This is a genomic window from Vreelandella lutescens, from assembly GCF_014640815.1.
Taxonomy (GTDB): domain Bacteria; phylum Pseudomonadota; class Gammaproteobacteria; order Pseudomonadales; family Halomonadaceae; genus Vreelandella; species Vreelandella lutescens.
Map to the genome: position 1 here is coordinate 96475 of NZ_BMHM01000002.1, position 25170 is coordinate 121644.

The 25170-nt window shown below is 56.0% G+C and carries 19 protein-coding genes and 1 pseudogene; 15 read left to right on the top strand and 5 right to left on the bottom strand.

Features of this window, described 5'->3' with window-relative positions:
- Positions 1-37: 37 nt before the first annotated feature.
- From pepN to IEW65_RS04720, 3 genes are read left to right on the top strand one after another with little or no spacing between them, the layout of a single operon-like run.
- Positions 38-2668 carry an aminopeptidase N gene (gene pepN, locus IEW65_RS04710; RefSeq protein WP_188638868.1) on the top strand — a complete coding sequence of 877 codons (2631 nt, stop codon included), beginning with the start codon at positions 38-40 and terminating at the stop codon, positions 2666-2668.
- A 40-nt stretch (positions 2669-2708) separates the two neighbouring features.
- Positions 2709-3668: a lipid kinase YegS gene (yegS, locus tag IEW65_RS04715; RefSeq protein WP_188638355.1), complete on the top strand. Its 960-nt coding sequence runs from the start codon at positions 2709-2711 to the stop codon at positions 3666-3668.
- Between the two features lie 31 nt (positions 3669-3699).
- Entirely contained in the window at positions 3700-4452 is a 753-nt protein-coding gene (locus tag IEW65_RS04720) for a prolipoprotein diacylglyceryl transferase (protein ID WP_188638356.1), read from the top strand.
- A gap of 46 nt (positions 4453-4498) precedes the next feature.
- Here IEW65_RS04720 and IEW65_RS04725 read toward each other — a convergent pair whose 3' ends face one another.
- Positions 4499-4702: a cold-shock protein gene (locus IEW65_RS04725; protein ID WP_188638357.1), complete on the bottom strand. Its 204-nt coding sequence runs from the start codon at positions 4700-4702 to the stop codon at positions 4499-4501.
- A gap of 133 nt (positions 4703-4835) precedes the next feature.
- On the opposite strand from IEW65_RS04725, the gene IEW65_RS04730 reads away from it, so the two are divergent.
- Positions 4836-5492: a LysE family translocator gene (locus tag IEW65_RS04730; RefSeq protein WP_188638358.1), complete on the top strand. Its 657-nt coding sequence runs from the start codon at positions 4836-4838 to the stop codon at positions 5490-5492.
- A 25-nt stretch (positions 5493-5517) separates the two neighbouring features.
- Here IEW65_RS04730 and IEW65_RS04735 read toward each other — a convergent pair whose 3' ends face one another.
- Entirely contained in the window at positions 5518-7467 is a 1950-nt protein-coding gene (locus IEW65_RS04735; protein WP_188638359.1) for a transglycosylase SLT domain-containing protein, read from the bottom strand.
- 100 nt (positions 7468-7567) lie between these two features.
- Here IEW65_RS04735 and IEW65_RS04740 point away from each other — a divergent pair, with 100 nt between their 5' ends.
- The 4 genes from IEW65_RS04740 to sixA all read left to right on the top strand — a co-directional run bounded on the left by IEW65_RS04740 (position 7568) and on the right by sixA (position 11662).
- Complete coding sequence (locus IEW65_RS04740) at positions 7568-7915, top strand: YkvA family protein (RefSeq protein WP_188638360.1); 348 nt, start codon at positions 7568-7570, stop codon at positions 7913-7915.
- Between the two features lie 101 nt (positions 7916-8016).
- Entirely contained in the window at positions 8017-9921 is a 1905-nt protein-coding gene (htpG, locus tag IEW65_RS04745) for a molecular chaperone HtpG (protein WP_188638361.1), read from the top strand.
- Between the two features lie 116 nt (positions 9922-10037).
- The gene (locus IEW65_RS04750; RefSeq protein ID WP_188638362.1) at positions 10038-11105 is read left to right on the top strand and encodes an NAD(P)H-dependent glycerol-3-phosphate dehydrogenase; all 1068 of its coding nucleotides are present in this window, start codon (positions 10038-10040) and stop codon (positions 11103-11105) included.
- Between the two features lie 74 nt (positions 11106-11179).
- Positions 11180-11662: a phosphohistidine phosphatase SixA gene (sixA, locus tag IEW65_RS04755; protein WP_188638869.1), complete on the top strand. Its 483-nt coding sequence runs from the start codon at positions 11180-11182 to the stop codon at positions 11660-11662.
- Positions 11663-11736: 74 nt separating this feature from the next.
- Here the strand turns inward: sixA and gatB are convergent, their stop codons facing one another.
- The 3 genes from gatB to gatC are packed head-to-tail and all read right to left on the bottom strand — an operon-like array spanning position 11737 to position 14998.
- Positions 11737-13191, bottom strand: a complete 1455-nt coding sequence (gatB, locus tag IEW65_RS04760; RefSeq protein WP_188638363.1) for an Asp-tRNA(Asn)/Glu-tRNA(Gln) amidotransferase subunit GatB — start codon at positions 13189-13191, stop codon at positions 11737-11739.
- Positions 13191-14651 carry an Asp-tRNA(Asn)/Glu-tRNA(Gln) amidotransferase subunit GatA gene (gatA, locus tag IEW65_RS04765; protein ID WP_188638364.1) on the bottom strand — a complete coding sequence of 487 codons (1461 nt, stop codon included), beginning with the start codon at positions 14649-14651 and terminating at the stop codon, positions 13191-13193. The genes gatB and gatA overlap by 1 nt, the downstream gene beginning before the upstream one ends.
- Before the next feature lie 59 nt (positions 14652-14710).
- On the bottom strand, positions 14711-14998 hold the full coding sequence (gene gatC, locus IEW65_RS04770; RefSeq protein ID WP_083005849.1) for an Asp-tRNA(Asn)/Glu-tRNA(Gln) amidotransferase subunit GatC: 288 nt from the start codon (positions 14996-14998) through the stop codon (positions 14711-14713).
- Between the two features lie 229 nt (positions 14999-15227).
- Here gatC and IEW65_RS04775 point away from each other — a divergent pair, with 229 nt between their 5' ends.
- The 7 genes and pseudogenes from IEW65_RS04775 to tldD all read left to right on the top strand — a co-directional run bounded on the left by IEW65_RS04775 (position 15228) and on the right by tldD (position 25163).
- Positions 15228-16265 (top strand): rod shape-determining protein, encoded by a 1038-nt coding sequence (locus IEW65_RS04775; RefSeq protein WP_018915723.1) that lies wholly within the window; start codon positions 15228-15230, stop codon positions 16263-16265.
- Between the two features lie 23 nt (positions 16266-16288).
- Complete coding sequence (gene mreC, locus IEW65_RS04780) at positions 16289-17230, top strand: rod shape-determining protein MreC (RefSeq protein WP_188638365.1); 942 nt, start codon at positions 16289-16291, stop codon at positions 17228-17230.
- Positions 17230-17718: a rod shape-determining protein MreD gene (mreD, locus tag IEW65_RS04785; protein ID WP_188638366.1), complete on the top strand. Its 489-nt coding sequence runs from the start codon at positions 17230-17232 to the stop codon at positions 17716-17718. Before mreC ends, mreD begins: the two co-directional genes overlap by 1 nt.
- 31 nt (positions 17719-17749) lie before the next feature.
- Positions 17750-18335, top strand: a pseudogene (locus IEW65_RS04790) (Maf family protein).
- 59 nt (positions 18336-18394) lie between these two features.
- Positions 18395-19858, top strand: a complete 1464-nt coding sequence (gene rng / locus IEW65_RS04795; protein ID WP_188638367.1) for a ribonuclease G — start codon at positions 18395-18397, stop codon at positions 19856-19858.
- Between the two features lie 50 nt (positions 19859-19908).
- On the top strand, positions 19909-23712 hold the full coding sequence (locus IEW65_RS04800) for a YhdP family phospholipid transporter (protein ID WP_308421445.1): 3804 nt from the start codon (positions 19909-19911) through the stop codon (positions 23710-23712).
- On the top strand, positions 23709-25163 hold the full coding sequence (gene tldD, locus IEW65_RS04805) for a metalloprotease TldD (RefSeq protein WP_188638368.1): 1455 nt from the start codon (positions 23709-23711) through the stop codon (positions 25161-25163). The genes IEW65_RS04800 and tldD overlap by 4 nt, the downstream gene beginning before the upstream one ends.
- Positions 25164-25170 lie beyond the last annotated feature (7 nt).

Consider the following 25170-nt stretch of genomic DNA (forward strand, 5'->3'; position numbering starts at 1 on the left):
TACTCAGATACTTGATAGCCTACAGGAGTTTCGCATGATGTCTGATCCGCAGCCGGTTTATTTAAGCGACTACCAGCCGCCCGCCTACCAGGTGACCCATACCGAGCTGACGTTTGATCTTGACCCCACCGCGACCCGTGTTAAAGCACGCCTCACCGTTGAGCGCCACGCCAGTGCCGACCAAACCGCACCGCTGGTGCTGAACGGCGAGCACCTGACGCTGCACGCACTCGCGATCAACGGCCAGGCCCTCGCTGAAGCCGATTACCAGCTCACCGACGAGACGCTCACAATCTCCAGTGTTCCGTCAGCGTTTACGCTGGAGAGCGACGTAGAGATTTCTCCTAGCAGTAACACAGCCTTGGAAGGTCTTTATCAATCGAACGGCATGTACTGCACGCAGTGTGAAGCGGAAGGCTTTCGCCGCATCACCTATTACCCTGACCGCCCGGATGTCATGGCCACGTTTAAGGTCACCGTGATAGGTGATGCGCAGCAGGAGCCGGTGCTATTGGCGAACGGCAACCCAGTTGATCACGGCACTGTAGAGAGCGGCCGACACTTTGTGACCTGGGAGGATCCGCATCCCAAGCCTTGCTATCTTTTTGCGCTGGTGGCAGGCGATTTAACCAAGGTTGAAGATCACTTCACCACCATGAGCGGCCGCCGAGTCACGCTGCAGCTGTGGGTGGAACAAGAGAATCTCGATAAGACCGACCATGCGATGGCGTCGCTGAAGCGAGCAATGACATGGGATGAAGAAACTTATGGCCGCGAGTACGACCTTGATTTGTTCATGATTGTCGCGGTGAATGATTTCAATATGGGGGCAATGGAGAACAAAGGCTTAAACATCTTTAACTCTGCCGCTGTGCTGACTCACCCCAATACCGCTACCGATGCGGCGTTCCAAAACGTTGAAGGTATTGTGGCCCATGAATATTTTCATAACTGGTCAGGCAATCGCGTCACCTGCCGCGACTGGTTCCAGCTCTCGCTAAAAGAGGGCTTTACGGTCTTCCGCGATCAGTGCTTCTCCGCGGACACCAACTCAGCCCCGGTGAAGCGCATCCAAGACGTATCGTTTTTCCGCACCGCTCAGTTTGCCGAAGATGCAGGCCCCACGGCACACCCCATTCGCCCGGATCACTACATCGAAATTACCAACTTCTACACCCTGACGATTTATGAGAAAGGGGCTGAAGTGGTGCGCATGTTGCGCAATTTGGTGGGTTGGGAAGCGTTTCGGCGTGGCTCGGATCTTTATTTTGAACGCTTTGATGGTCAAGCCGTAACCATTGAAGACTTCGTTGGCTGCATGGCCGAGGTGTCTGGCATTGATTTAGGCCAGTTTATGCGCTGGTACTCCCAGGCAGGCACGCCGGAAATTGACGCTCACGGCGAGTATGACTACGCCCATGCGGAGTACCACCTTACCCTGCGTCAGCGTACCCCAGCCACTCCTGGCCAGCCGGATAAGCACCCGCTGCATATTCCGGTACGCATGGGCTTGGTGGGTACTAAATCGGGTCAGGACCTTACCCTGACCCTTGAGGGAGAGAAGCTCGGTAAAGATGCCGTTATTCATCTTACCGACGATGAGCAAACCTTTGTGTTCACCGATGTAGCAGAAGCGCCGATCCCTTCGCTACTTCGCGACTTCTCGGCCCCTGTAAAACTGCATTTCCCTTATTCACGGGAAGACCTCGCTTTTCTGTTAACCCATGATAGCGATGGCTTTAATCGTTGGGATGCCGGGCAGCGCTTGGCGATGCTGGCCCTTGAAGACCTCATTGCGGCTCACCGAAACGGTGTTGAGAAGGTCATGGACAGCCGGGTAGTGGAGGCGTTTAGAGCCTTGCTCACGTCTTCAATGGACGACAAAGCGGTGTTGGCTGAAATGCTAACGTTGCCTTCGGAAGCCTATATCGCGGAGCAGCAGCCGATTGTGGATGTGGACGCGATCCATGCCGCGCGTGAATTTGTGCGTCAATCACTGGCGTTGGCACTTCGTGAAGAGTTCCTTAGCGTGTACAACGCTAATGTTACCGATGAGGCGTATGCGCCGACCGCTGAACAAATCGCCCAACGAAGCCTCAAAAATATTGCGCTGGCCTACTTAGTGTCCATTGAAGACGCAGAAAGTATCGCGCTGTGTGAAGCGCAGTTTGCGGCCAATCATAATATGACGGACGTGCGTCATGCGTTGACACTGTTGGTGCATAGCGATCGTGATGATCTGGCGACGCCAGCGCTAAAAGCGTTTGGCGAAAAGTGGGCGCACGATCCGCTAGTGATGGATCAGTGGTTTACGATTCAAGTAACACGCCCTCAGCCGGATGTATTGGATCGCATGCAGTATTTAATGCAGCATCCAGCGTTCTCAATGAAGAACCCCAATAAAGTACGTGCGCTGATTGGGGCCTTTGCTCAGAACCGCGTTAATTTCCATCGATTGGATGGTAAAGGGTACGCGTTATTGGCAGACGTGGTCATTGAACTAAACCGCCTGAACCCTGAAATTGCAGCGCGATTAGTCACGCCCTTAACTCGCTGGCAGCGGTTTGATGAAGTACGCCAGCAGTTGATGCGTGCGGAGCTAGAGCGGATCAAGCAAGAACCGCTATCGTCTAATGTATTTGAGGTTGTTGAGAAAGCGCTGGCATAAGGTAACGCCAGCGAATTAACCATGGAGAGGGAAGGCGCCGGTGACAGATTCACAGCAGCGTTATTTACTGATTATTAACGGTAAGTCTGCCGGAAATCCGGCGCTACGCGACGCCGTTGAAGCGCAACGTAAGGCAGGGACGCCCATTATCGTTCGCGCCACCTGGGAAGGCGGCGATGCCGTTGAATTTGCCGCCCAAGCGGTCGAGCTAGGAGCCACCCGTGTGATTGCCTGCGGGGGCGATGGCACGGTAAACGAAGTCGTCAACGGACTAATGCAGATCCCCCACGACCATCGGCCTGCGCTAGGCGTGGTGCCGCTTGGTAGTGCCAATGATTTTGCTAATTCCGTGGGCCTGCCGCTTGAGCCAGACCAAGCGTTAGCGGCAGCGGTGAGTTTTGCTGCGTCTCCTATTGATGTGATCAGAATGACCGCTGAAGCGAATGGCGAGCAGGCGGTGAGTTACTACGTCAATATGACCACTGGGGGCTTTGGGGCAGAAATTACCTCCTCTACGCCGAAAACGCTTAAGCGTATGTTAGGTGGCGGTGCCTACTCGCTTATGGGGGCGTTAAAAGCCTGGCGGCATCGAAGCTACCGCGGCACGTTGCACTGGCGAGATGAGGAGCAGGCGGCTTCACTGCTGCTGCTTGCCCTAGGTAACGGTCGGCAATCGGGTGGCGGGCAAGTGCTGGCCCCCAGGGCCAAGCTGGATGACGGTCGGCTCGATGTCCTACTCGTGAAAGATTTTCACTCAGTGACCGAGCTACCTGCGTTACTTGCTGAGCTGCAGCAGTTCCCAGCAGAAGGTCGCTATGTGCGCTACTTCACGGCGAGCCAGCTAACGGTCACTACCCAGCCCGACGATGAACCTTGGCCGCTAACCCTAGATGGTGAAGCTAGGCGTTATGACCGGTTTAGTGCCGAGGTTGTCCCCCTGGCGCTCAAGGTTCTGCTGCCTGAAGGGTGTACGCTGCTGTCTGCCAACGACCGACACTGAACATATATTTAGCTGTAAGGAGCATCACTCGATGACTAACCGATTCTGGATGCCTGTACTGGCCAGCATGGCGCTGTTACTCAGCGCTTGCGGAGATAGCCAGGAAGAGGCCGCGGTCGCTCCTGAGGAGCCGTCTGCCACCACTGATCAAGCCGGCGAGCCTGCCTCAGTGGCAAATGAGTCGCCCGCCGATCCGCCCGCTGAGAGTGGGGCTGACAGCACCGAAGACGCAGCGCCATCAGAGGTGCCTTCACCGAGCGAGGTAGAAGACGATATTGAGGCTCGTCAAGCGGCGGAAGAGTTAGAGCAAGCGGAGGCTATGCGTGAAACAGACACGGAGGCCAACGCTTTGCCCAATGAGTCGCTGCAGGCTGACGCGGAGACTCTTGCTGCTGACCCAGAAGAGGCGCTAGATGAGGCAAGCGCCATGCCGGGAGAAACCACCCGCTCTGACGTGGATGATGTGATTGCAGAAACCGAGCGCCGCTTTGAAGAAGCGCAGCGGCAGCTTGAAGAGCAGTTCCAAGAGATTGAGCAGCAGTCTCCAGAGTTAATGCCTATGGAGAACGACCCGATTGAGCCAAGCTGGGAGCGCGAAAGCAGCTTGCCTGACACTCCTCAGCTTGAAGGAGAGCTTGAGGCAACAGACGTGGACGCATTAATTGAAGATACTGAACGTCAATTTGAAGAGGCACAGCAGCGCCTTGAGGAGCAGTTTCAGGCGTTGGAAAATGAGCGTTCGACCAACGGAGTGACTGACGAAGACGCCGAGTCGTCACCATAAAAAAAGGCCCGCCTTGGCGGGCCTTTCCTTTCTCCATTCAGCGCTTTTAGGCGGCGCGAATGTTGGAAGCCTGAAGGCCTTTTTTACCCTGTGTCACCTCGAAGCTGACTTTCTGACCATCTTGCAGGGTCTTAAATCCTTCAGCTTGAATTTCCGAGAAATGAGCAAAAAGATCGTCACTGCCATCATCGGGAGAGATGAAGCCGTAACCTTTGGTGTCGTTGAACCACTTGACAGTGCCAGTTGCCATCGTTCATATCCTTAACGTGCTTAATGATTGAGCGGGTGGCTGAGCGCCTACCCGCCAAATTTACATTAGAAGCAAATAATCAGCACGTCCAGTGACGTGGTTAAGATTCTTTATACCTCAGCGAGCCTTGCCCATGATGGAACTCAACCTTATCGACGCGCAGTTTATTCCCTTTTTGGTGGCCATTACGCTGCTGTCGATAAGCCCGGGCGTGGATACGCTTTTGGTTATCCGAAATACGGCGCGGGGTGGGGTACGAGATGGAGTAGCCACAAGCATGGCGATTTGTTGCGGACTCTTTGTGCATGCCACCGTATCCGCGTTAGGTATCTCTTTCATTCTGCTCCAGTCGGCATGGGCATTTAATATGCTGAAGCTGGCAGGGGCGGCTTACTTGATTTGGTTGGGGATCACCAGCCTGTTAGCCGCCCGGCGGGGAACGCCGTTGCCCGTGAAAGGTGTGATGAACGAGTCTGCACGCGTACCCCTATGGCAGCCAATTAAGGAAGGGCTGTTATCAAACGTGCTGAATCCCAAAACCGTTGTTTTTTATATGGCCTTCTTGCCACAGTTTATCGCACCGACGGACCCTGCACTGTTGAAGTCGCTGTGGCTGGCGGGCGTGCATTTTGTGATTGCCAATATCTGGCAGATTAGCGTGGTGCTGATGGTAGGAGGAGCCAGCAAATGGCTCGCCAGCGCACGCTTTGCGCAGACACTCAATGCGGCCACGGGAGCGGTTTTGGTTATCTTTGGTGTGCGTCTTGCACTTGAACAACGCCCGGTTTGACCGGGCGTGTTTGATGGGAGGCCGGTTAGCGGCGAACAAGCGCTCGGTCGTAGCGTACTGCTTGCTCGTTGTCATTCAGCAGCGATACACCCTCACTACTGCCACCATTGGCCAGGCTCTCAAAAATAACGCGGTAGCTCAGGACCGCTTGAACATAGTCACGGGTTTCGCGAAACGGAATGCTTTCCACGAACAGATCAAACGACTCCATGCTATTGCTGCCTAGCCACTGATCAACGCGTCCAGGGCCCGCGTTATAGGCGGCGGTCGCCGCTAAGCGGTTGCCTTGGTAGCGGTTGAGCTTGTCACGCAGATACGTACTGCCTAGGCGAATGTTCAGCTCTGGTTCTAGCACGCCATAGGGGCCTGGGTCGTTGATGCCCAACTGGCGGCTCACCTGTGTGGCGGTGCCTGGCATCAATTGCATGAGCCCACGTGCGCCAGCGGGAGAGAGTGCTACCGGGTTGTAGGCACTCTCTCGGCGAGTGATGGCCATCAGTAGGAAAGGGTCAACGCCGGTTTGGCTGCCCCATTGCATAAAGCTGTCGCGGTAAGCGGGGGGAAAGCGCCACTCCAACGCATCCCACATTCCGCCCGCAATGGTGGTCTGCACCAAACGGGCGTGCCACTGCTGATGGGCAGCGTAGTCTGCAAGTGCGCGGGCCTGCTGGGGTGAGCCATGCTGAATCGCGTGCAGCCATTCGCTGTTAGCTAAACCGTCTTCACCAATCCGCAGCAGGGCCTCGGTACGCTGCACAACCGGTAGCTGAGCGGTTTGAGCGCGCGTCGTGTCATCAAAGTGGTTGCGCTCATGGTTCAGTCGATAAGGCTGATTGATTTTATCGGCGGCGGCGAAGCCGTAGAAGCTGCGGTCCGTGGCCGCCTGTTGGTAGCGCGCGTTGGCCGCTTCACGGTTGCCAAGCTGTTCGTTGGCACGCCCCAGCCAGTACTGCCAGCGGCTGCTCTCTTGCTGGCTGGCAGGCATTTCAGCAATCCAGTGCATCACCTCTGTCCATTGGCGGTCTGCCAAGGCGCGACGTACGCGCAGCTCCAGCACGCGTTCGCTCTCGAGAGAGGGCAGCACACTGTCGACCCAGCCTAGGGTGCCGGGCACGTCGCGCACGAGTGCATAGAATGCCAGCTCCTCATCAATCACTTGGCGCTCTAGCGACGTTAGGTTCAAACGCGGTGCTATTTGTTGCCATGCTGCGAAGGCGGCGGGGGTGTCGTCTCGGGTTAGGCGCTGCATGGCGGCCTGATAAAAAGCAGCCGTCGCCGCGCACTCTGGGCCTAAACATGTGGGCGCAGAGGTAATCGCTCGCGGGTTGGTACTCACCGTCGCCACTGTATCAAGAGCGGTTTGCCATTGGCCGCTTAGCAGGCCGCCTAAATAGCTGCTTAGGCGTGTTTCATCCGCTTGCCAAGCGAGCATTTTACGCTCCCAGATGGCTGTTGCATTGATGGTGCCATCGGAGCGCAAACGGTTGAATAGCCCGTTGCAGGCATCGGGCTGAGAGCTGCCGATTCGCCAAAGGTCTAGGCCAGCCGCGCGGGCTTGTTCGGGGGCTCGGTCTAGCAGTGCGGTGTAGTAATAACATTGCCGCGCAGTGCCCGCAGGTTCACCATCAGCAACGGTCAGCAGATCACCAAAGCGGCCTGCATAACCATAATTGGCAATGGCTTGGCCGCGGATCCACTCTGACAGTGGGGAGTCGGCATGCTGGTCTATAAACTGCAGCACTTGGCTGGCGGACACGTTAGGGAGCTGGTTGCGTAACCGATGGTATTCCACATAGCCGCTGAGAATATGTCCTTCGATGGCGCGTTCATCCACCTGCTGCCACTGTTGTTGGCGAGCGGCATTGAGCGCATCTCGCATCGCCTCATCTGAGGCGGCCCATGAGGCAGCGGGTAGGCCGATAAGCACCGACGCACACAAGGTGCGAAGGGTAGAACGAAATGGCGAAGCCTGCATGACACTCCCTCTTGCTCGCTAGATAGATGAATATCGCTATAGTGAACTATATGTACAAACAATGTTCTGACAATCGTGACACTTGGAGGATTCAATTACGATGGCACGATTATCCGGTTGGTGGTTGTTTCGTCGACTCAAAACGCGCGTGTGGGCGATTCAGCGTATTGCTCGCGCATTGAAGCTCTTTTTACCCATGACACGCGATGTGCTGCGCGGTGACTTTAGGCCAGTGCCCTGGGCAGCGTTCGGGACAATGGCGCTCGCGCTTGCTTATCTGGTGATGCCTTTTGACCTCATCCCTGATTTTCTTATGCTATTGGGCATCGTTGACGACGTATTGATTGTCGGTTGGCTGCTCAATCGGGTCGATGCTCAGCTAGCCGACTACCGCGCATGGAAATCTGCAGAGCAAGCGGCTACCGCTTCTTCGCACACACCTTCTTGAAATCTCTTTGCTTAACCCCATATTGAGGTCACCACCTTTTCCGCCTCTGCTGACAAGCAGCAGGGGCGCTAAGCAACACGTGATCAATGAGGGCTAAGCGCATGACAACGGCGACCCACGAAGAAACTCTTGGCTTTCAAACGGAAGTTAAGCAGCTTTTAAATCTGATGATCCACTCCCTGTACTCTAACCGGGAGATTTTCTTACGCGAACTGATTTCTAACGCCGCAGATGCCTGCGACAAGCTTCGCTATGCAGCGCTAGATAATGACGCCCTCTATGAAGGCGACAGCGAACTGCGTATTGAGATTGAGCACGACCGCGACGCGAATACGATTACCTTACGCGATAACGGCATTGGGATGAACCGGGAAGACGTCATCGCCAACCTGGGTACTATTGCTCGTTCAGGCACCGCAGAATTTTTAAAGCAGCTCTCCGGCGAGCAGCAAAAAGATGCCAAACTCATCGGCCAGTTCGGCGTCGGTTTTTATTCAGGCTTTATTGTGGCCGATGAAGTGGCCGTGCGTACCCGTAAAGCGGGTACGGCTGCTTCTGAAGGCGTTGAGTGGCGTTCCAAAGGCGAGGGCGAGTTTACCGTTGCTGATATTGAGCGCGAGGTGCATGGCACCGAAATCACGCTGCACCTGAAAGAGGATGCTAAAGAGTTTGCCGACGACTACCGCCTGCAAAGCTTAGTACGTAAATACTCTGACCATATTGAAGTGCCCGTTTGCATGCCGAAGACAGAAACGGCAAAAGACGATGAAGGCAACGATATTGAAGGGAGTGAAGTCACCACTTGGGAAACGGTTAACGAAGCCACTGCCCTGTGGGCACGCCCGAAAAGTGAGGTGACGGATGACGAGTACAAAGCGTTTTACAAGCACGTCGCCCACGACTTCAGTGACCCGTTAACCTGGAGCCACAACAAGGTAGAGGGCAAGCTGGACTACACCAGCCTGCTGTATGTGCCAGGTCGTGCCCCGTTTGACATGTTTGAGCGTGATGGCTCGCGCGGTGTGAAGCTGTATGTTCAGCGCGTCTTCATTATGGACGATGCCGAGCAGTTCCTGCCGCTTTACCTACGCTTTATTAAAGGCGTGCTGGATACCCGTGACCTGTCGCTAAACGTTTCCCGCGAGTTGCTGCAGCAGGATCCCAAAGTCGACAAGATCAAAGGGGCGTTGACCAAGCGTGCGCTGGATATGCTCAAGAAGCTATCCAAAGAGAGTGAGCAGTACCAAACGTTCTGGAACACGTTTGGTAGCGTGTTGAAAGAGGGGCCGGGTGAAGACTTCGCCAACCGTGAAAAAGTAGCAGGACTGCTACGGTTTGCTTCCACCCACACCGATAGCGCCACACAAGAGCACTCACTGGCCGACTACATCGAGCGGATGAAAGAGGGCCAGAAAAAGATTTACTACGTGGTGGCGGACAGCTTCAACGCAGCGAAAAACAGCCCGCATCTGGAGATCTTCCGCAAAAAAGGTATCGAGGTGCTGCTGCTCTCTGACCGTATCGACGAGTGGCTGATGAGCCATTTGACCGAGTTTGACGGCAAGTCGTTTGCTGACGTGGCCAAAGGTGACTTGGATCTTGGCGATGTAGAAGACGAAGCCGAGAAGAAAGCTCAAGAAGAGACCGCGAAGGCGAAAGAAGCCCTAGTGAAACGCGTTAAAGAAGCGCTGAGCGATGGCGTTCAAGAGGTGAAAATCACTCACCGTCTTACCGACTCGCCTGCCTGTGTCGTACTGCCGGAGCACGAGATGGGCTACCAGATGCGCCGCATTATGGAAGCCGCCGGCCAGAAAATGCCCGAAGTGAAGCCTATCCTTGAGCTGAACCCGGATCACGCGCTGGTCGCGCGTCTAGAGAGCAGCGAAGGCGATATGTTTAGCCAACTAGCGCATATTCTGTTAGATCAGGCAATTATTGCAGAGGGTGGGCAGCTTGATGACCCAGCGGCCTATGTGAAGCGTCTTAATAGCGTGCTCACGGCCTAAGTACTGCCAGTGACCTAGACGCGGCCCGCTTGGTTTTCCAAGCGGGCCGCTTGTTTTTGAGCGGTTAATGATAAAGTAACCGCTCAACGTATGAGATTAACGATCAGGATATTGCTATGGCGGGTGAACAGCAGATAAAGGTCGCGGTGCTGGGAGGCGGTAGCTTTGGCACAGCGCTTGCCAGTATTGCCGCAGATAACGGAGCCGCGGTGCGCCAGTGGATGCGTGATGAAGCGTTGGTGGCGCAAATCAACCAAGAGCACCGCAATGGCCGTTACTTGCCTGATTACGCCATCAATCCGGCGGTAATAGCGTCTTCTGATTTAGCAACGGCGCTGGCAGGCGCTGAGCTGGTGTTAATTGCGATTCCGTCCAAGGCTTTTCGCAGCGTTGTTCAAGCGGCGAAGCCTTGGCTGCGGCCTGAGCAGATCTTGGTCAGCACAACAAAAGGCATTGAGCAGGATAGCTTTATGCTGATGAGCCAAGTGCTGGAGCAGGAAACCGGTTTCCCTCACATTGGCGTCATTGCCGGGCCCAACTTAGCGTCCGAAATTGCCGATAAGCAGCTAACTGCCACGGTGATTGCCAGTGCCGATGCCCTGACGCGCACCCGAGTGCAACAGGCGCTAGGCTGCCGCTACTTTCGCGTATATGCCAGTAACGACCGCCATGGCGTTGAGCTGGGTGGGGCGCTGAAAAATATTTATGCCATTGCCGCAGGGATGGCGGCGGCGTTAGGCATGGGTGAGAACACCCGTAGCATGCTGATGACCCGAGCGCTGGCCGAGATGAGTCGTTTTGCCGTTGCCCAAGGGGCGAACCCGATGACGTTTTTGGGGTTGGCGGGAGTGGGCGATTTGATTGTGACCTGCTCTTCTAATTTGTCGCGCAATTACCGAGTTGGCTACGCGTTAGGGGAGGGGCGGAATTTAGAGGAAGCCGTGGAAGCCCTTGGGCAAGTCGCTGAAGGAGTCAATACGGTGAAGCTCGTGTGTGCCAAGGCGCGCGAGATGGGCGTTTACATGCCGTTGGCCGAAGGTTTAAACCGCGTGCTGTTTGATGGGGTGCCAGCCCAGGAGATGGCGCGTACGCTAATGATGGGTGAGCAGAGTAGCGATGTAGAGTTCATTCTGCCCCGCGAAGCTGTTCAGCAGGCCCACCGCGACCAGGCTCAGCACGACTAAGCCCAACCACCCAAAAGACCACAACAGAGGAAGTGGGCATGCAAAGCAGCGTCAAGCGTGAAGCGAACAGCGAGATGAACCATGTGTTGATTATGCGCCACGGTGAAGCAGCACCTGGATTTCCTGACCATGCACGGCCATTAACCCCACGCGGAGAGCAGGAAGTGGAAGCGATGGCTCGCTGGTTGGCGCAGCGAATCGAACAGGGGGAGCTAACGATGCCAACGCTGTATGCAAGCCCTTATGTGCGCGCTCAGCAGACTGCAAAGCGCATCAGTGATGCGCTGGGCGCGCCGCTGCAAACCCTGGCGTTTATTACCCCCGATGATATGGCGGCGGATGTCAGCGAGTGGTTGATACATCACAATGATGAAGCGCCGATCATGCTGGTCAGCCATATGCCCCTCGTGGGCGACTTGGCGGGCTTGCTGGTGGAGGGGTCGCCGAGTCAAGGCGTGGGCTTCCCTACCGCAGCCATTGCCGAGCTTGAGGCGGACGTGTGGGCGGCGGGCTGCGCGCAGCTGAAGCGTTTTACCCAGCCCAGTCAGCTGGTTTAGTGGCATAAAAAAAGCGGCTGCCGAAGCAGCCGCTCTTCACCTGACGGTGAGCTTACTATTTATAGCGGGCAATCTTACAGCAGGGCATCCAGCTTCTCTTTCAGTACGCCGTTGACCTGCTGTGGGTTAGCAGTGCCGCGGGATGCTTTCATCACCTGGCCTACAAAATAACCAATCATTTTGCCGCGCTTCTCAGGCTCGGAATCACGGTATTGCGCTACCTGGGCTGGGCTCTCTGCGATGACCTGATCAATCATCGCTTCAATCGCGCCGGTGTCGGTCACCTGCTTTAAGCCTTTGGCTTCGATCACGGCATCCGCGTTTTCGCCCTGACCATTCCACAGCGCCTGGAACACCTGCTTCGCGGCTTTACCGTTAATGGTGTCATCCAGCACGCGGCGGATCAGTTCGCCTAGCTGCTGGGCCGAGACTGGGCTGTTTTGAATGCTCAGGTTCTCGCGATTGAGCGCACCGGAAAGCTCGCCCTGTACCCAGTTAGCCGCCTGTTTAGCATCGCCACAGACACGTTGCACTTCTTCAAAGAACTCCGCCATTTCACGGCTGGCTGACAGCACGTTAGCGTCGTAAGCGGATAAGCCCAGTTCATTCTGGAAGCGAGCCCGCTTGTCCGCAGGTAGCTCAGGTAACTGGCTGCGCAGATGTTCCAGATAGGCTTGATCTAGCACAACCGGCAACAGGTCCGGACAGGGGAAGTAACGGTAGTCGTTGGCTTCTTCCTTGGTGCGCATGCTGCGGGTTTCATCGCGCTCTGGATCAAACAGGCGGGTTTCTTGAACTACCTTGCCGCCGTCCTCAATCAGCTCAATCTGACGCTCGACCTCAAACGCAATGGCGCGCTCCACAAAGCGGAACGAGTTAACGTTTTTAATTTCGGCGCGGGTGCCAAACGCCTCTTGTCCTTTAGGGCGTACCGACACGTTGACGTCGCAACGCATCGAGCCTTCCGCCATATTACCGTCGGAAATGCCCAGGTAGGTCACAATCGAGTGGATCGCTTTGAGATAGGCGGCGGCTTCTTTCGCGCTGCGCATATCAGGTTCTGAAACGATCTCTAATAGCGGCGTGCCTGCTCGGTTTAAGTCGATGCCGGTCATGCCCTGGAAGTCTTCATGCAGCGACTTGCCTGCATCTTCTTCTAGGTGGGCGTGATGAATGCGAATCCGCTTGGTGGTGTCGTCATCCAGGGTAATTTCCACTTCCCCTGCACCCACGATGGGGTGATACATCTGACTGGTTTGGTAGCCCTTGGGCAAATCTGGGTAGAAGTAGTTTTTACGATCAAAGATCGAGACTTCAGGAATCTCAGCATGGACAGCCAAGCCAAACTGCACGGCCATGGCCACCGCCTGTTCATTAAGCACCGGCAGCACGCCGGGAAGGCCCAAATCAACGGCACAAGCTTGGGTATTAGGCTCCGCGCCAAACGCGGTTGATGCGCCAGAAAAAATCTTTGAGCGCGTTGCGAGCTGAACGTGGACCTCAAGCCCGATCACGGTTTCCCATTGCATTAGGCGTTCTCCTCGGCAAAGGCAGGCAGTTGAGTGTGCCAGTCGGTGGCTTGCTGAAACTGGTGCGCCACGTTAAGCAGCTGCGCTTCCGCAAAGTGAGTGCCCAGAATCTGTAAGCCGACAGGGCGACCACCTGCAAAGCCTGCCGGAACGCTAATGCCAGGAATACCTGCAAGGTTCACGGCGATGGTGTAGATATCTTGCAAATACATGGAGACCGGGTCTTTCTTTGCACCAAGATCGAAAGCAGGCGTGGGCGATGCGGGGCCCATCAAGACATCGACATCCTCAAAGGCGTCGAGGAAATCTTGACGAATCAGGCGGCGCACTTTCTGCGCTTTGGTGTAATAAGCGTCGAAGAAGCCTTCCGATAGCGTGTGAGTGCCAATCAGGATGCGGCGCTTCACTTCTTCCCCAAACCCTTCTGCGCGAGAGCGGGTGTAAAGGTCTTGCAGGTCTAGGGGGGAGTCGCAGCGGTGTCCGAAGCGCACGCCGTCGTAGCGCGACAGGTTTGATGAAGCCTCAGCGGGAGCAATCACATAATAAGCGGGGATCGCATAATGAGTATGCGGCAGGCTTACTTCGCGCACCGTCGCTCCAAGTGACTCATAGACTTTTACCGCTTCGCGCACGGCTTTTTCTACTTCTGGGTCTAAACCGTCGCCAAAGTACTCTTTCGGCAGGCCGATTTTGAGCCCGGAGAGCGGTGCGTTGAGCGTTTCAGTGTAGTCCGGTACGCCGCGCGCCACGCTGGTAGAATCACGTACATCGTGGCCGGCAATCACATTGAGTAAAAGTGCGCAGTCTTCGGCAGTGCGTGCCATAGGGCCTGCTTGGTCAAGGCTTGAAGCGTAAGCAATGATGCCGTAGCGGGAAACGCGTCCGTAGGTTGGCTTCAGCCCCGTAATGCCGCAAAACGCAGCAGGCTGTCGAATCGAGCCCCCGGTGTCGGTGCCCATGGCGGCTGGCACGAAACCCGCTGCAACGGCCGCTGCGCTACCGCCCGAGCTGCCGCCGGGAACTGCTGATAAATCCCAGGGGTTTTTAACCGCACCGTAGTGACTATTTTCATTGGATGAGCCCATGGCGAACTCGTCCATATTGGTCTTGCCTAGGCTAATGGTGCCAGCGGCACGCAGTTTTTCCACCACAGTAGCATTGTAAGGCGCGATAAAATTATCGAGCATCTTTGAGCCACAGCTGGTTTTAACGTCTTGCGTACAAAAAATATCTTTCAGCGCGAGCGGAATACCCGTGAGTTTGCCCGCTTTGCCATCGGCACGTGCTTTATCGGCCGCTGCTGCTTGGCTCATGGCCTGCTCGGCGGTCACCGTTATGAAGCTATTGAGCGAGCCATCGGCTTTTTCAATACGCTGTAAAAAATGGGATGTCAGCTCTCGGCTAGAGAGTTCACCGCTTTTCAAAGCGGCGGCGAGCTGCGTTACGGTTTTATCATGCATAACCCAGAAGCTCCGTTCAGGGGCGATTAAAAGAAGCAGAAACGAGCGGTGCGATGAGGTTATTCAACCACGCGTGGCACCAAATAAAGGCCGTTTTCCACTGCCGGAGCACAGCGCTGGAAAGCGTCGCGCTGGTTCGTTTCCGTGACTTCATCGGCACGTAGGCGCTGGGTAGCGTCTAATGGGTGGGCAAGCGGCGCAACGCCGTCAGTGTCCAGGCTTTGTAGCTGGTCGACCATGTCCAGGATGCGGCTTAGATCGTCGACAAAGCCACTGGCTTGGTCATCGCTAACGGCGAGTCGGGCCAAGTGTGCGGCCCGGCGCACATGAGATTCTTCAAGCGCCATGATCGAGGTTTCCTCGCAAACGTGATGGAACATATTCCGCTTTCAGCGGTATACATACAGTCATCTTAAATTCGTCTTGTGGAGCAGACGTGGAAAATAGCCGCAAAAGGTACCACATAATGCCCCCTTCAGGCACTATCAGGCGCGACTCGTGCTTGCTGCCAAGGGGTTGCGGTGATACCGTTTGCATCCGCACAGGGTTCCCGGTCTGCACTAGGTAACAACATCCATGTTCAAACGTTTGAGGGGGCTGTTTTCCAGCGATCTGTCGATCGACTTGGGTACGGCCAACACACTGATTTATGTACGCGGTCGTGGCATCGTGCTCGATGAACCGTCCGTAGTCGCCATTCGTCAATCTGGCAATATGCGCAGCGTGGCGTCGGTAGGTGCCGACGCTAAACGTATGCTCGGCCGCACGCCTGGTAACATCACGGCGATTCGCCCGATGAAAGATGGCGTGATCGCCGATTTCACCGTTACCGAGCAGATGCTTCAGCACTTTATTCGTAAAGTGCACCAAAGCACCTTCCTAACGCCGAGCCCCCGGGTTCTGGTATGCGTGCCGTGTATGTCCACTCAGGTGGAGCGTCGTGCGATTCGTGAGTCCGCTGAAGGGGCAGGTGCCCGTGAAGTGTTTCTGATCGAAGAGCCGATGGCGGCTGCGATTGGTGCCGGGCTGCCGGTAGAAGAGGCCCAGGGCTCTATGGTCGTAGATATCGGTGGTGGTACCACTGAGATTGCGATTATTTCGCTCAACGGCGTCGTTTATTCAGAATCTATCCGCGTAGGCGGTGACCGTTTTGATGAGGCGATCACCGCGTACGTGCGCCGCCACTATGGCAGCTTGATTGGCGAAGCGACGGCTGAGCGTATTAAAGAAGAGATTGGCTGCGCTTACCCTGGTGGCGAGCTGCGCGAAATTGACGTACGTGGCCGCAATTTAGCTGAGGGTATTCCGCGTAGCTTTACGCTGAACTCCCACGAAATTCTTGAAGCGCTTCAGGAAACCTTAGGCTCTATTGTTGCTGCCGTTAAGAGTGCGCTTGAGCAATCTCCTCCCGAGTTGGCCTCCGATATCGCGGAGCGTGGTCTTGTCCTCACCGGCGGTGGCGCGTTGCTGCGTGATCTGGACAAGCTGATCGCTGAAGAAACAGGCTTGCCGGTGATCGTTGCTGAAGATCCGTTGACCTGCGTTGCACGTGGTGGCGGTAAGGCGCTGGAAATGATTGACCAGCACACCTTTGAGTTACTGTCGAGCGACTAATCGCAGCGGTTTAACGCGGGGGATTGCCTATTAAACCGCTGTTCTCACACGGGCCGTTACCCGGTTACCGGCTTTTCTTCTGTGTGCTGGCGGCAAGCGCTTTGATGTTTGTCGACCATCGATTTACCCGCATGGAAGACTTGCGTGCCCAAATGACGATGGTTGTCGCGCCCATTCAGTGGGTGGTCAGTGTGCCTAGCGACCTGCTGAATTGGGGAGCCCTTGCGCTCTCCGATCAGCAGGCGCTGGTGGACGAAAACCGCCGTCTGCGCGAGCAAATCTTAACACTTTCCCATCGCGGTCAGCGCCTTGCCAATCTCACGGCGGAGAACGCCGAGTTACGCAATTTGCTAGGCTCTGCTGAACGTCGCGATATTCCCTACATAACGGCAGAACTGCTCTCGCTGGACAACGACCCCTTTAGCCACCAAATGGTGGTGGATCGTGGGCACCGGAACGGCGCTTATGTGGGGCAGCCCGTGATTGATGCGTCCGGTTTAGTCGGGCAAATTACGGCGGTGTCAGCGTACTCCAGCCGAGTGTTGTTGCTAGCGGATGCCAGTCATGCCTTGCCGGTGCAGGTTAACCGTAATGGCTTGCGCTTTATTGTCCAAGGTACCGGGCGTTATGGCAGTGTCAATGTGCTGCATGTGCCTGATACAGCAGATATCCGTGAGGGAGATCTGCTAACGACCTCTGGTTTGGCGGGGCGCTTTCCGCCTGGTTATCCAGTGGCGCGCGTCACTGAGGTATATCACGATCCAGGGCAGCCGTTTGCTCGGGTAGTTGCTGAGCCCTCCGCGCAGCTTCAGCGCTCACGCCATTTCCTACTGCTCTTTCCACCCGCCCGTGAAGAGTTAGATACTCCTATTTGGGATGAGTCCATGGATATTTCTGCCGAAGCGCTACATGCTGCTCAGCGGCTTGGGCAGCCCGTTGCTCCCGTTGTGCAGGAGGGACGCTAATGGCACGTGCACCGATAGTGCCCTTGGCGGTCGTGTGGCTAAGCTTGGTCTTGACGCTTTGCCTTCAGGTGATGCCGCTTGCCGACGGATGGCAGGTGTATCGCCCGGAGTGGATTGGGCTCATGCTGATTTATTGGTGCATGCGTGCGCCTGACCGCGTCGGGGTTTTTCATGGGTTTGTGTTTGGCCTCTTGATGGATCTCATCGAAGGTACGGCGCTCGGCCAGCATGCATTAATCTTGTCGCTACTGGCGTTTTTAGCCGCGCTGGTATATTCCCGCTTTCGTGCTTATTCGTTAGTACAGCAGTCGGTACTTGTGCTCGTGCTGCTTGGATTAGTCCAGCTTATTGAGCAATGGCTGCGTACGCTAACGGGCGACTTCTCTATCCATCTCTCTTTCTTGATTCCGTCGCTGGTCAGCGCATTTTTGTGGCCGTGGCTCTCCACGATGTTTAAGGCGATTGAGCGGCGGATGGCCAATGCGTGAACACTATGACGACACGCAAGTAGAGTTAGCCATGTCTGCAGACGCCCCCGTGCTGTGTTTAGCCTCGGCGTCGCCGCGCCGCCAAACGCTGCTTTCCTCTATTGGTGTCCACGCCTGTGTGATGCCCAGCGATATTGATGAAACACCGCTTGACGCGGAATTACCTGAGGCCTATGTCGAGCGGTTGGCAGTGGCAAAAGTGCAAGCGGCAGTGGGGAAAACGACGCTTCCCGTGCTAGGGTCAGATACGGCGGTGGTCATTGATGGCGTTATCCTTGGCAAGCCCAATGATCAACAGCATGCTGCACATGCTCTCTGGTCGCACCCACCAGGTGCTAACGGCAGTAGCGGTGAGCGGGCCGCGGGGTATACTCTCCTGCAGTGTGGCCACAAACGTTACTATGCGAGCACTAACAGCAGAAGAAATCGCGTGTTATTGGCTCATGGGGGAGCCCGCCGATAAAGCGGGTGGGTACGCGATTCAAGGATTAGCCGCCGTTTTTATTGAACACATTCAGGGCAGCCACTCCGCTGTTGTTGGGCTGCCGCTATTTGAAACAACGCGCTTGCTGCGTCAGCAGGGAGTTCCCGTTTGGGCGGGCCGTTATCCATCATAACCACCGACTCATCGCCTGCTGCGCTGGCAAGGAATAGGACATCCAACAAGGAATTTTGCATGAGTGGTGAAGTCCTCATAAATTTAACGCCCATGGAGACTCGCGTTGCGCTGGTAGAAAACGGCGTATTGCAAGAAGCGCTCATAGAGCGTTCTCGCCGCCGTGGCATCGTAGGCAATATCTACAAAGGCAAAGTGGTGCGCGTGCTGCCTGGAATGCAGGCTGCCTTTGTTGATATTGGCTTAGAGCGAGCAGCGTTTATTCATGCCCACGAAGTCATGCCGCCAGGCACACCCAGCGACGAGCAGCAGACTATTGGGCAGCTACTGCACGAAGGGCAGTCGCTAGTAGTGCAGGTCACCAAAGACCCCATTGGTACGAAGGGGGCGCGGCTGACGACTCACCTGTCGATCCCTTCTCGTTATCTGGTGTACATGCCTGATTCGCCCCATCATGGCGTGTCACAGCGCATTGAAGATGAGCGTGAGCGTGAGCGTTTGAAAGCGCTACTGGATACAAGTATCGAAGAGCAGACTATTGAGGTGACGGGGGGCTTTATTGTCCGAACGGCGGCAGAGGGCGTTGGCGACGAAGAGCTGGCCAGCGACATGTACTTCTTGCTACGTATTTGGCGCAAGGTGAGCGAGCGCAAGATTACCGCCACGCCTCCTAGCGTGATTTATGACGACCTGCCTCTGTTCATGCGCACGCTTCGGGATGTGATGCGTGATGATATTGAGAAAGTACGCATCGACTCCCGGGAAAACTTCGTCAAGCTCGTAGAGTTTGCTGAAGAGTTTATGCCCGATGCCGTTGACCGCATCGAGTACTACCCCGGTGAGCGCCCGATTTTTGATCTTTATAGCGTTGAAGATGAGATCCAAAAGGCGCTCGGGCGCAAGGTGCAGCTCAAGTCAGGCGGATATCTCGTCATTGACCCCACCGAGGCGATGACCACCATCGATGTGAATACCGGTGGATATGTAGGGCACCGCAATCTCGAAGAGACTATTTTCAAAACCAATTTAGAGGCAGCGACGGCGATTGCGCGTCAGCTTCGGCTGCGCAATTTAGGTGGCATCATCATCATCGACTTTATCGATATGATTGATGTGGAGCACCAGCGCCAGGTACTGCGGGTGCTTGAAAAAGCGCTAGAGCGTGACCATGCTAAAACCAAATGTACCGGTGTTACCGAGCTTGGGTTAGTGCAGCTAACCCGTAAGCGCACCCGCGAAAGTCTTGAACAGACGCTTTGTGAAGCATGTCCTACATGCGGTGGGCGCGGTACGCTTAAAACGCCTGAAACCATCTGCTATGAGATTTTCCGCGAGATACTTCGGGAAGAGCGGGCGTATAGTGCTGAAACCTACATGGTGTTGGCATCACAGCCGGTGGTGGACCGCCTACTAGATGAAGAATCGGCTGCTGTTGCTGATCTGGAAACGTTTATTAATAAAACGATTCGTTTTCAGGTAGAGCAACACTACTCCCAAGAGCAGTACGACATCGTACTGATGTAATGATGGCATCACGCGCCTTTTTACGCGGTTGTCTCATAGGGAGTGCCGCTTTGCTGGGAACGCTGGCGGCGCTGCTATTAGTGCTGCGGCTCTTCGCCAGCCAAGTAGATGCGCTCACTCCGCGTCTAGAAGCACTTCTGGAAGCGCGAATGGGCGTGCCCGTGACGATTGAGCATGTTGCGCTCTCTCTAGAGCGTAACGACCTGCATTTTCAGCTCGACAGCCTCCATGCGGAAACATTAGACGATCAGGCGTTGATATCGCTTGATCGTTTGTCGTTGCGTCTGGATGTCTGGGCAAGTTTAAGACAGCTAGCGCCGATTTTTAGTGACGCCCGTATGTTTGGTCTCGAATTCCACCTCTACCAGCAGGATGATGCTGCTTGGGGGTGGCCTGCGCCGGCCACACTGCCGCTGGGTGTTGCCCCCCAGCCTGACGTCAATCTTGAGTCGTTAGATGCCTGGGCTGGCCTGTTACTGCGTCAGCGGTTATGGGTGGATAACAGCCGTGTCATGCTGCACGGCCAGCAGCAAACGGTCATGCTGCATGCTCCCTCGCTGCTGTTAAATGGTGATCAGCGCCGCACCCGGTTGGAGGGGGCTCTGAACATTGTTGATGCGCCTGATACGGCTGAATCCGAACTTCCCGCGATGTCCATGCGCGCTGAAATGCAGCCCGGCGAGCAGGGCTTTCGCGATTTCTCCGCGGCCTTACAGCTGGATATGCAGCTCGATCACCTGGTGGTGTTAGCGGCTCTGTTTCGACCCGATCAAATGCCTTTTGTGGAACAAGTAGGGGGGCAGGTGCAGCTATGGGGGCGCTGGCATAAGGGCGCACTCGCCGATGCCCGATTGGCGCTCGATATTCCTGAGTTAACGCTGCGTAAGGATGTTGAGTATGCGGTATTGCGCAATATTCAAGCCAGTGGGCAGTGGCTACGTGATGGCGAAGGCGGCGAGGCCTGGCTCAGTGGCAATGCTGAAACCGTTGAGTGGGCTCAGCCTGAGGGAATTAGTGATGGTCCGGCGCTACCGCGCCACTGGTACTTGTCACATCAGCCGGGGCGGTGGGAGCTTCGAACCAGCGCCTTTGAACTCTCATCACTAGCCGCCTGGCGTGAGTATGCGTTACTGCCAGAGTCGCTGACACGTGTACTGCAAACGCTCTCGCCACGAGGGCAGGTGCAGGGCCTTCGCCTGGGGCAGCGAGAGGGGCGCTGGGGCGTCGACGCGGCGCTGACCAACGTAGCCGTGCTTCCCTGGCAGCAGGCGCCAGGAGGCGGGCCCTTGGATGCCTGGGTGCAGGCTCGAGATCTTCGTGGTCGCGTGACCTTTAGTAGTGCAGGCGACAGCATCCTTTATTTCCCTGAACTGTTTGAAGTGCCGATGCAGCTGCGTCATGCCGAGGGCGTGGTGGAGTGGGTGTACGACGGCCCCAACACCATGATTAGCGGCCGCGACCTGAATGTGGACTGGGACGGCGCTCGGATCAGTGGCGGGTTTGGCCTTATTACGGGTCAACAGAGCGGGCAATTTGGCTTGGACATTACGTTTGCCGATGTGGATGCGCTGTCTCGCCCGCTTTCCCAGTGGCTACCTATGAAGGCATTTGAGCCATCGCTTAGGGAGTGGTTGGCCAATGATATTGGTGGTGTGGTGCCTCAGGGGTCGCTAAAGCTTAGCCAGCCCCTAGGGCCTGCAGCTTCATCGGATCAACTCTCGGCAACACTGGCGTTAGAGATTACCCAAGGCCACTTGCCCATTGCGCCGGAGTGGCCGCGATTAGAAGACGTGGCAGGGCGGTTGTTATGGAAGGGAGGCGTGTTGCAAGCGGAGGTGGATCATGCCCAAAGCCAGGGGGTTGAAGTATCCCAGGGGGCTATCCGCATGGAGGAAGAGCAGCCGCTGCAACTGTCGGGGCGTCTGAACAGTGATGGTTCCTCACTGCTGAATTTTGTGCAGGCGATGCCGGAGATGGGGGCGCTACCACTCAGTGACCTGTCTGTTAACGGCACTATCGAGGGGGATATTGCCCTGGTGCTTCCGCTGGATAATGTGGAGGCGCTCCAGCTGGAGATTAATGCACGGCCAGCCCTTGCGAATGTGACGTATGCATCGGCACCCATTGACCTTCGTCATGTGGGCGGCGCACTCAACTGGCAGCAGGTCGGTGAAGAGCATTCAGTGTTGGGAGTGTTGGTGGCGCAGTGGTTAGGTGGCGATATTCGTGCAGAGCTGATGACCAATGAGCGCATTGTTCTACAGGGGGGTGTTGAGGCTTCTGCGCTGTTGGCGCTGGCAGGGCTACCAGCTGAGCAAGCCCGCCAAGTGATCAATGGGCAAACCCAGTGGCAGGGTATGGTCTCCCTGGCTCCCAACCCAACGTTATCATTAGAGAGTCGCTTGATAGGCATTACCAGTTCTTTGCCCGAACCCTTTACTAAAACCCGTGAGCAGCCATGGCCGTGGCGGCTGCAAGCTGAGCTTGATAGGGGGCGAGTGTCCACCGAGATTGCTGATAAAGCAGCGGCAAGATTCTTGATGCAAGATGACGGTTCTCTTGCGATAGAGGCCGTGCTTGGAAACGCAGTGCAGCGCCCCAACTGGCCTAGTCAGCCCGGTTGGCGCTTGGAGGCCGGGGTTGAAACCCTCGACCCCATGGCATGGTACGCGGCACTGTCGCCGCTGATGTCCGGCAGGGCATCGGTCTCTCCCTCCGGTGGCGAGAACACACCATTAGACATTGCATTGCGCGCTGACTGCTTGCGCTTTAGAGATGAGTGCTTTGGTTCGTTTAATGCCTCCGGCACGCTCACAGGTCAGCGTGCAGCGCTTGAGCTTAGTGGCGACATATTGTCAGGGCGTGTCGATTACCAACCAGCAAGTGAGAGGCCGCTTGATATTGCCATTAGCAGGCTGGTGTTGGATCGCTTATTGGACCTGCCCGCCAAGCAGCACGATGCTACGGCTGCCGCGCCAAATTCTTGGGTAGACGCCATAGAGACGCAGCATGCGCCAGCGGTGCCGATCCCTGACTGGCTGGCAGCGTTGCCCAATGGCAGGCTTCGTTTGGCGGAGTTGAGCGTTGAAGATACGCGCTTGGGCCCATTAACGGCTTATTGGCAAACCGATGATCGTCGTTTTTCGTTATCACCGGTGGGCTTAACCCTTGGTCAGCTTTCTGCGCGTGGCGAACTGGTTTGGGAAGGCAATGCCGTCAATAGCCGTACCCGAGCGGATATTTCCATTCAAGGCGGCGATGTAGGCACCGCGTTAGAACGACTCAATCAGCCCGTCGCTATGCGTAGCCGTACCACGGATCTTGCCGCTGAATTAACGTGGCCTGGTGCTCCCTGGCAAATGGATTTAAGTCGAGCGGGTGGCGAAATGCGTGCAGATATTCGTGACGGACGTTTTGTAACGCTTGAATCAACGCCTGCCCGCTTAGTAGGGCTGCTCAACTTTGATAACATTCTGCGTCGCCTACGATTTGATTTTTCGGATTTAACCGGTCAGGGGACTGCCTTTGATCGTGTGCATGGTGCTGCCGATGTGGCGCAGGGCCAGCTGCTACTGCGTGGCCCCCTACAAATTGATGCCCCCGCCACCACGCTCACGCTGACGGGAAGTGTTAACCTCTTAGCGCGTGAACTTGATCAGCGTCTCGGCGTCACACTGCCCGTGAGCCAAAGTTTACCCATTGCCGCCATTGCTGTCGGTGCTCCCATTGTGGGAGGCGCACTTTTCATTGCCGACCAACTTTTTGGCGATGCGTTGGATCAAGCGACCACTATTTATTATCGCGTGCGAGGCCCTTGGACCTCGCCGCAAGTGACTTTAGAAGGCCCCCAATGACCGCACATAAAAGCGATATAGAGTCCGCTGTTTCCATTTTGCTAACGCCAGGTGGTCTCGATTTGAACGCTCTGGATGCAGGCCTTGGCTACGCCATGGGAGCGGGGATTGACTATGCAGACCTTTACTTTCAGCGTACCTGGCAAGAGGGCTGGGTGCTGGAAGATGGCGAAGTGAAAGAGGCTAGCTACAACATTGATGGCGGCGTTGGCGTGCGCTCGCTGGCCGGCGAAAAAACTGGGTTTGCATACTCCAACCAAATTACCGCTGATGCGCTGATGGACACTGGCCGCACCGCGTCCGGCATTGTGCGTAGCGGTAAGCAGCTGCCAAGCCAGAAAGTGACGCCCGTAAGCGCGGCGTCCCGTTACGCTGGGATTGACCCTTTGGCGGGCCTTTCGGCAGAAGACAAAGTGGCCATGCTAAAAGAGGCCGACCGCGTTGCCAGGGCGGCTGATCCCAGTATTACCCAGGTCAGTGCGTCATTGTCGGGCACCTACGAAGTAGTATTGATCCATGCAAGCGATGGCACCTTAGCGGCTGATATTCGTCCTCTGGTGCGCTTTAACGTGAGCGTGATTGCCGCTAAAAATGGCCGTCGTGAGCGTGGTAGCGCTGGCGGCGGCGGCCGTTACTCCATGTCGCGTCTACGTGATGAGGGCGTTGCTGAGCGCTACGCTAAAGAGGCCGTGCGCCAAGCGCTGGTGAATCTTGAGGCGGTGGATGCGCCAGCAGGGCAGATGCCCGTTGTGTTAGGCGCTGGTTGGCCGGGCATTCTGCTGCATGAAGCGGTAGGCCATGGTTTGGAAGGTGATTTTAACCGTAAAGGCAGCTCCGCCTTTGCGGGCCGTATGGGCCAGCGCGTGGCCGCTAAGGGTGTCACGGTGGTTGATGATGCCACGGTGGCGGATAGTCGCGGTGCGCTTAGTGTTGACGATGAAGGCACTCCCGGGCAGTACACGCCATTGATTGAAGACGGCATTTTGACCGGCTATATGCAGGACAAGCTAAACGCACGCTTAATGAAGATGGCTCCCACGGGCAACGCTCGCCGTGAGTCCTTTGCGCATCTCCCCATGCCACGTATGACCAACACGGTCATGTTGGCGGGGCAGGATGACCCTGCTGACATTATCAAAAGTGTAAAACGCGGTATTTATGCCGTGAGCTTTGGTGGCGGCCAAGTGGATATTACTTCGGGTAAGTTTGTCTTTTCTGCCAGTGAAGCTTATATGATCGAAGACGGTAAAATTACCGTCCCGGTAAAAGGTGCCACGTTGATTGGCAATGGGCCTGAGGCCATGGGTCGTGTGTCAATGATTGGCCATGACATGGAAATGGATACCGGTATTGGCGTGTGTGGTAAAGAGGGACAAGGCGTGCCGGTGGGGGTTGGCCAGCCCACCCTAAAACTGGATGAGCTGACCGTAGGTGGCACGCAGTCGTCTTAAGCGCCGT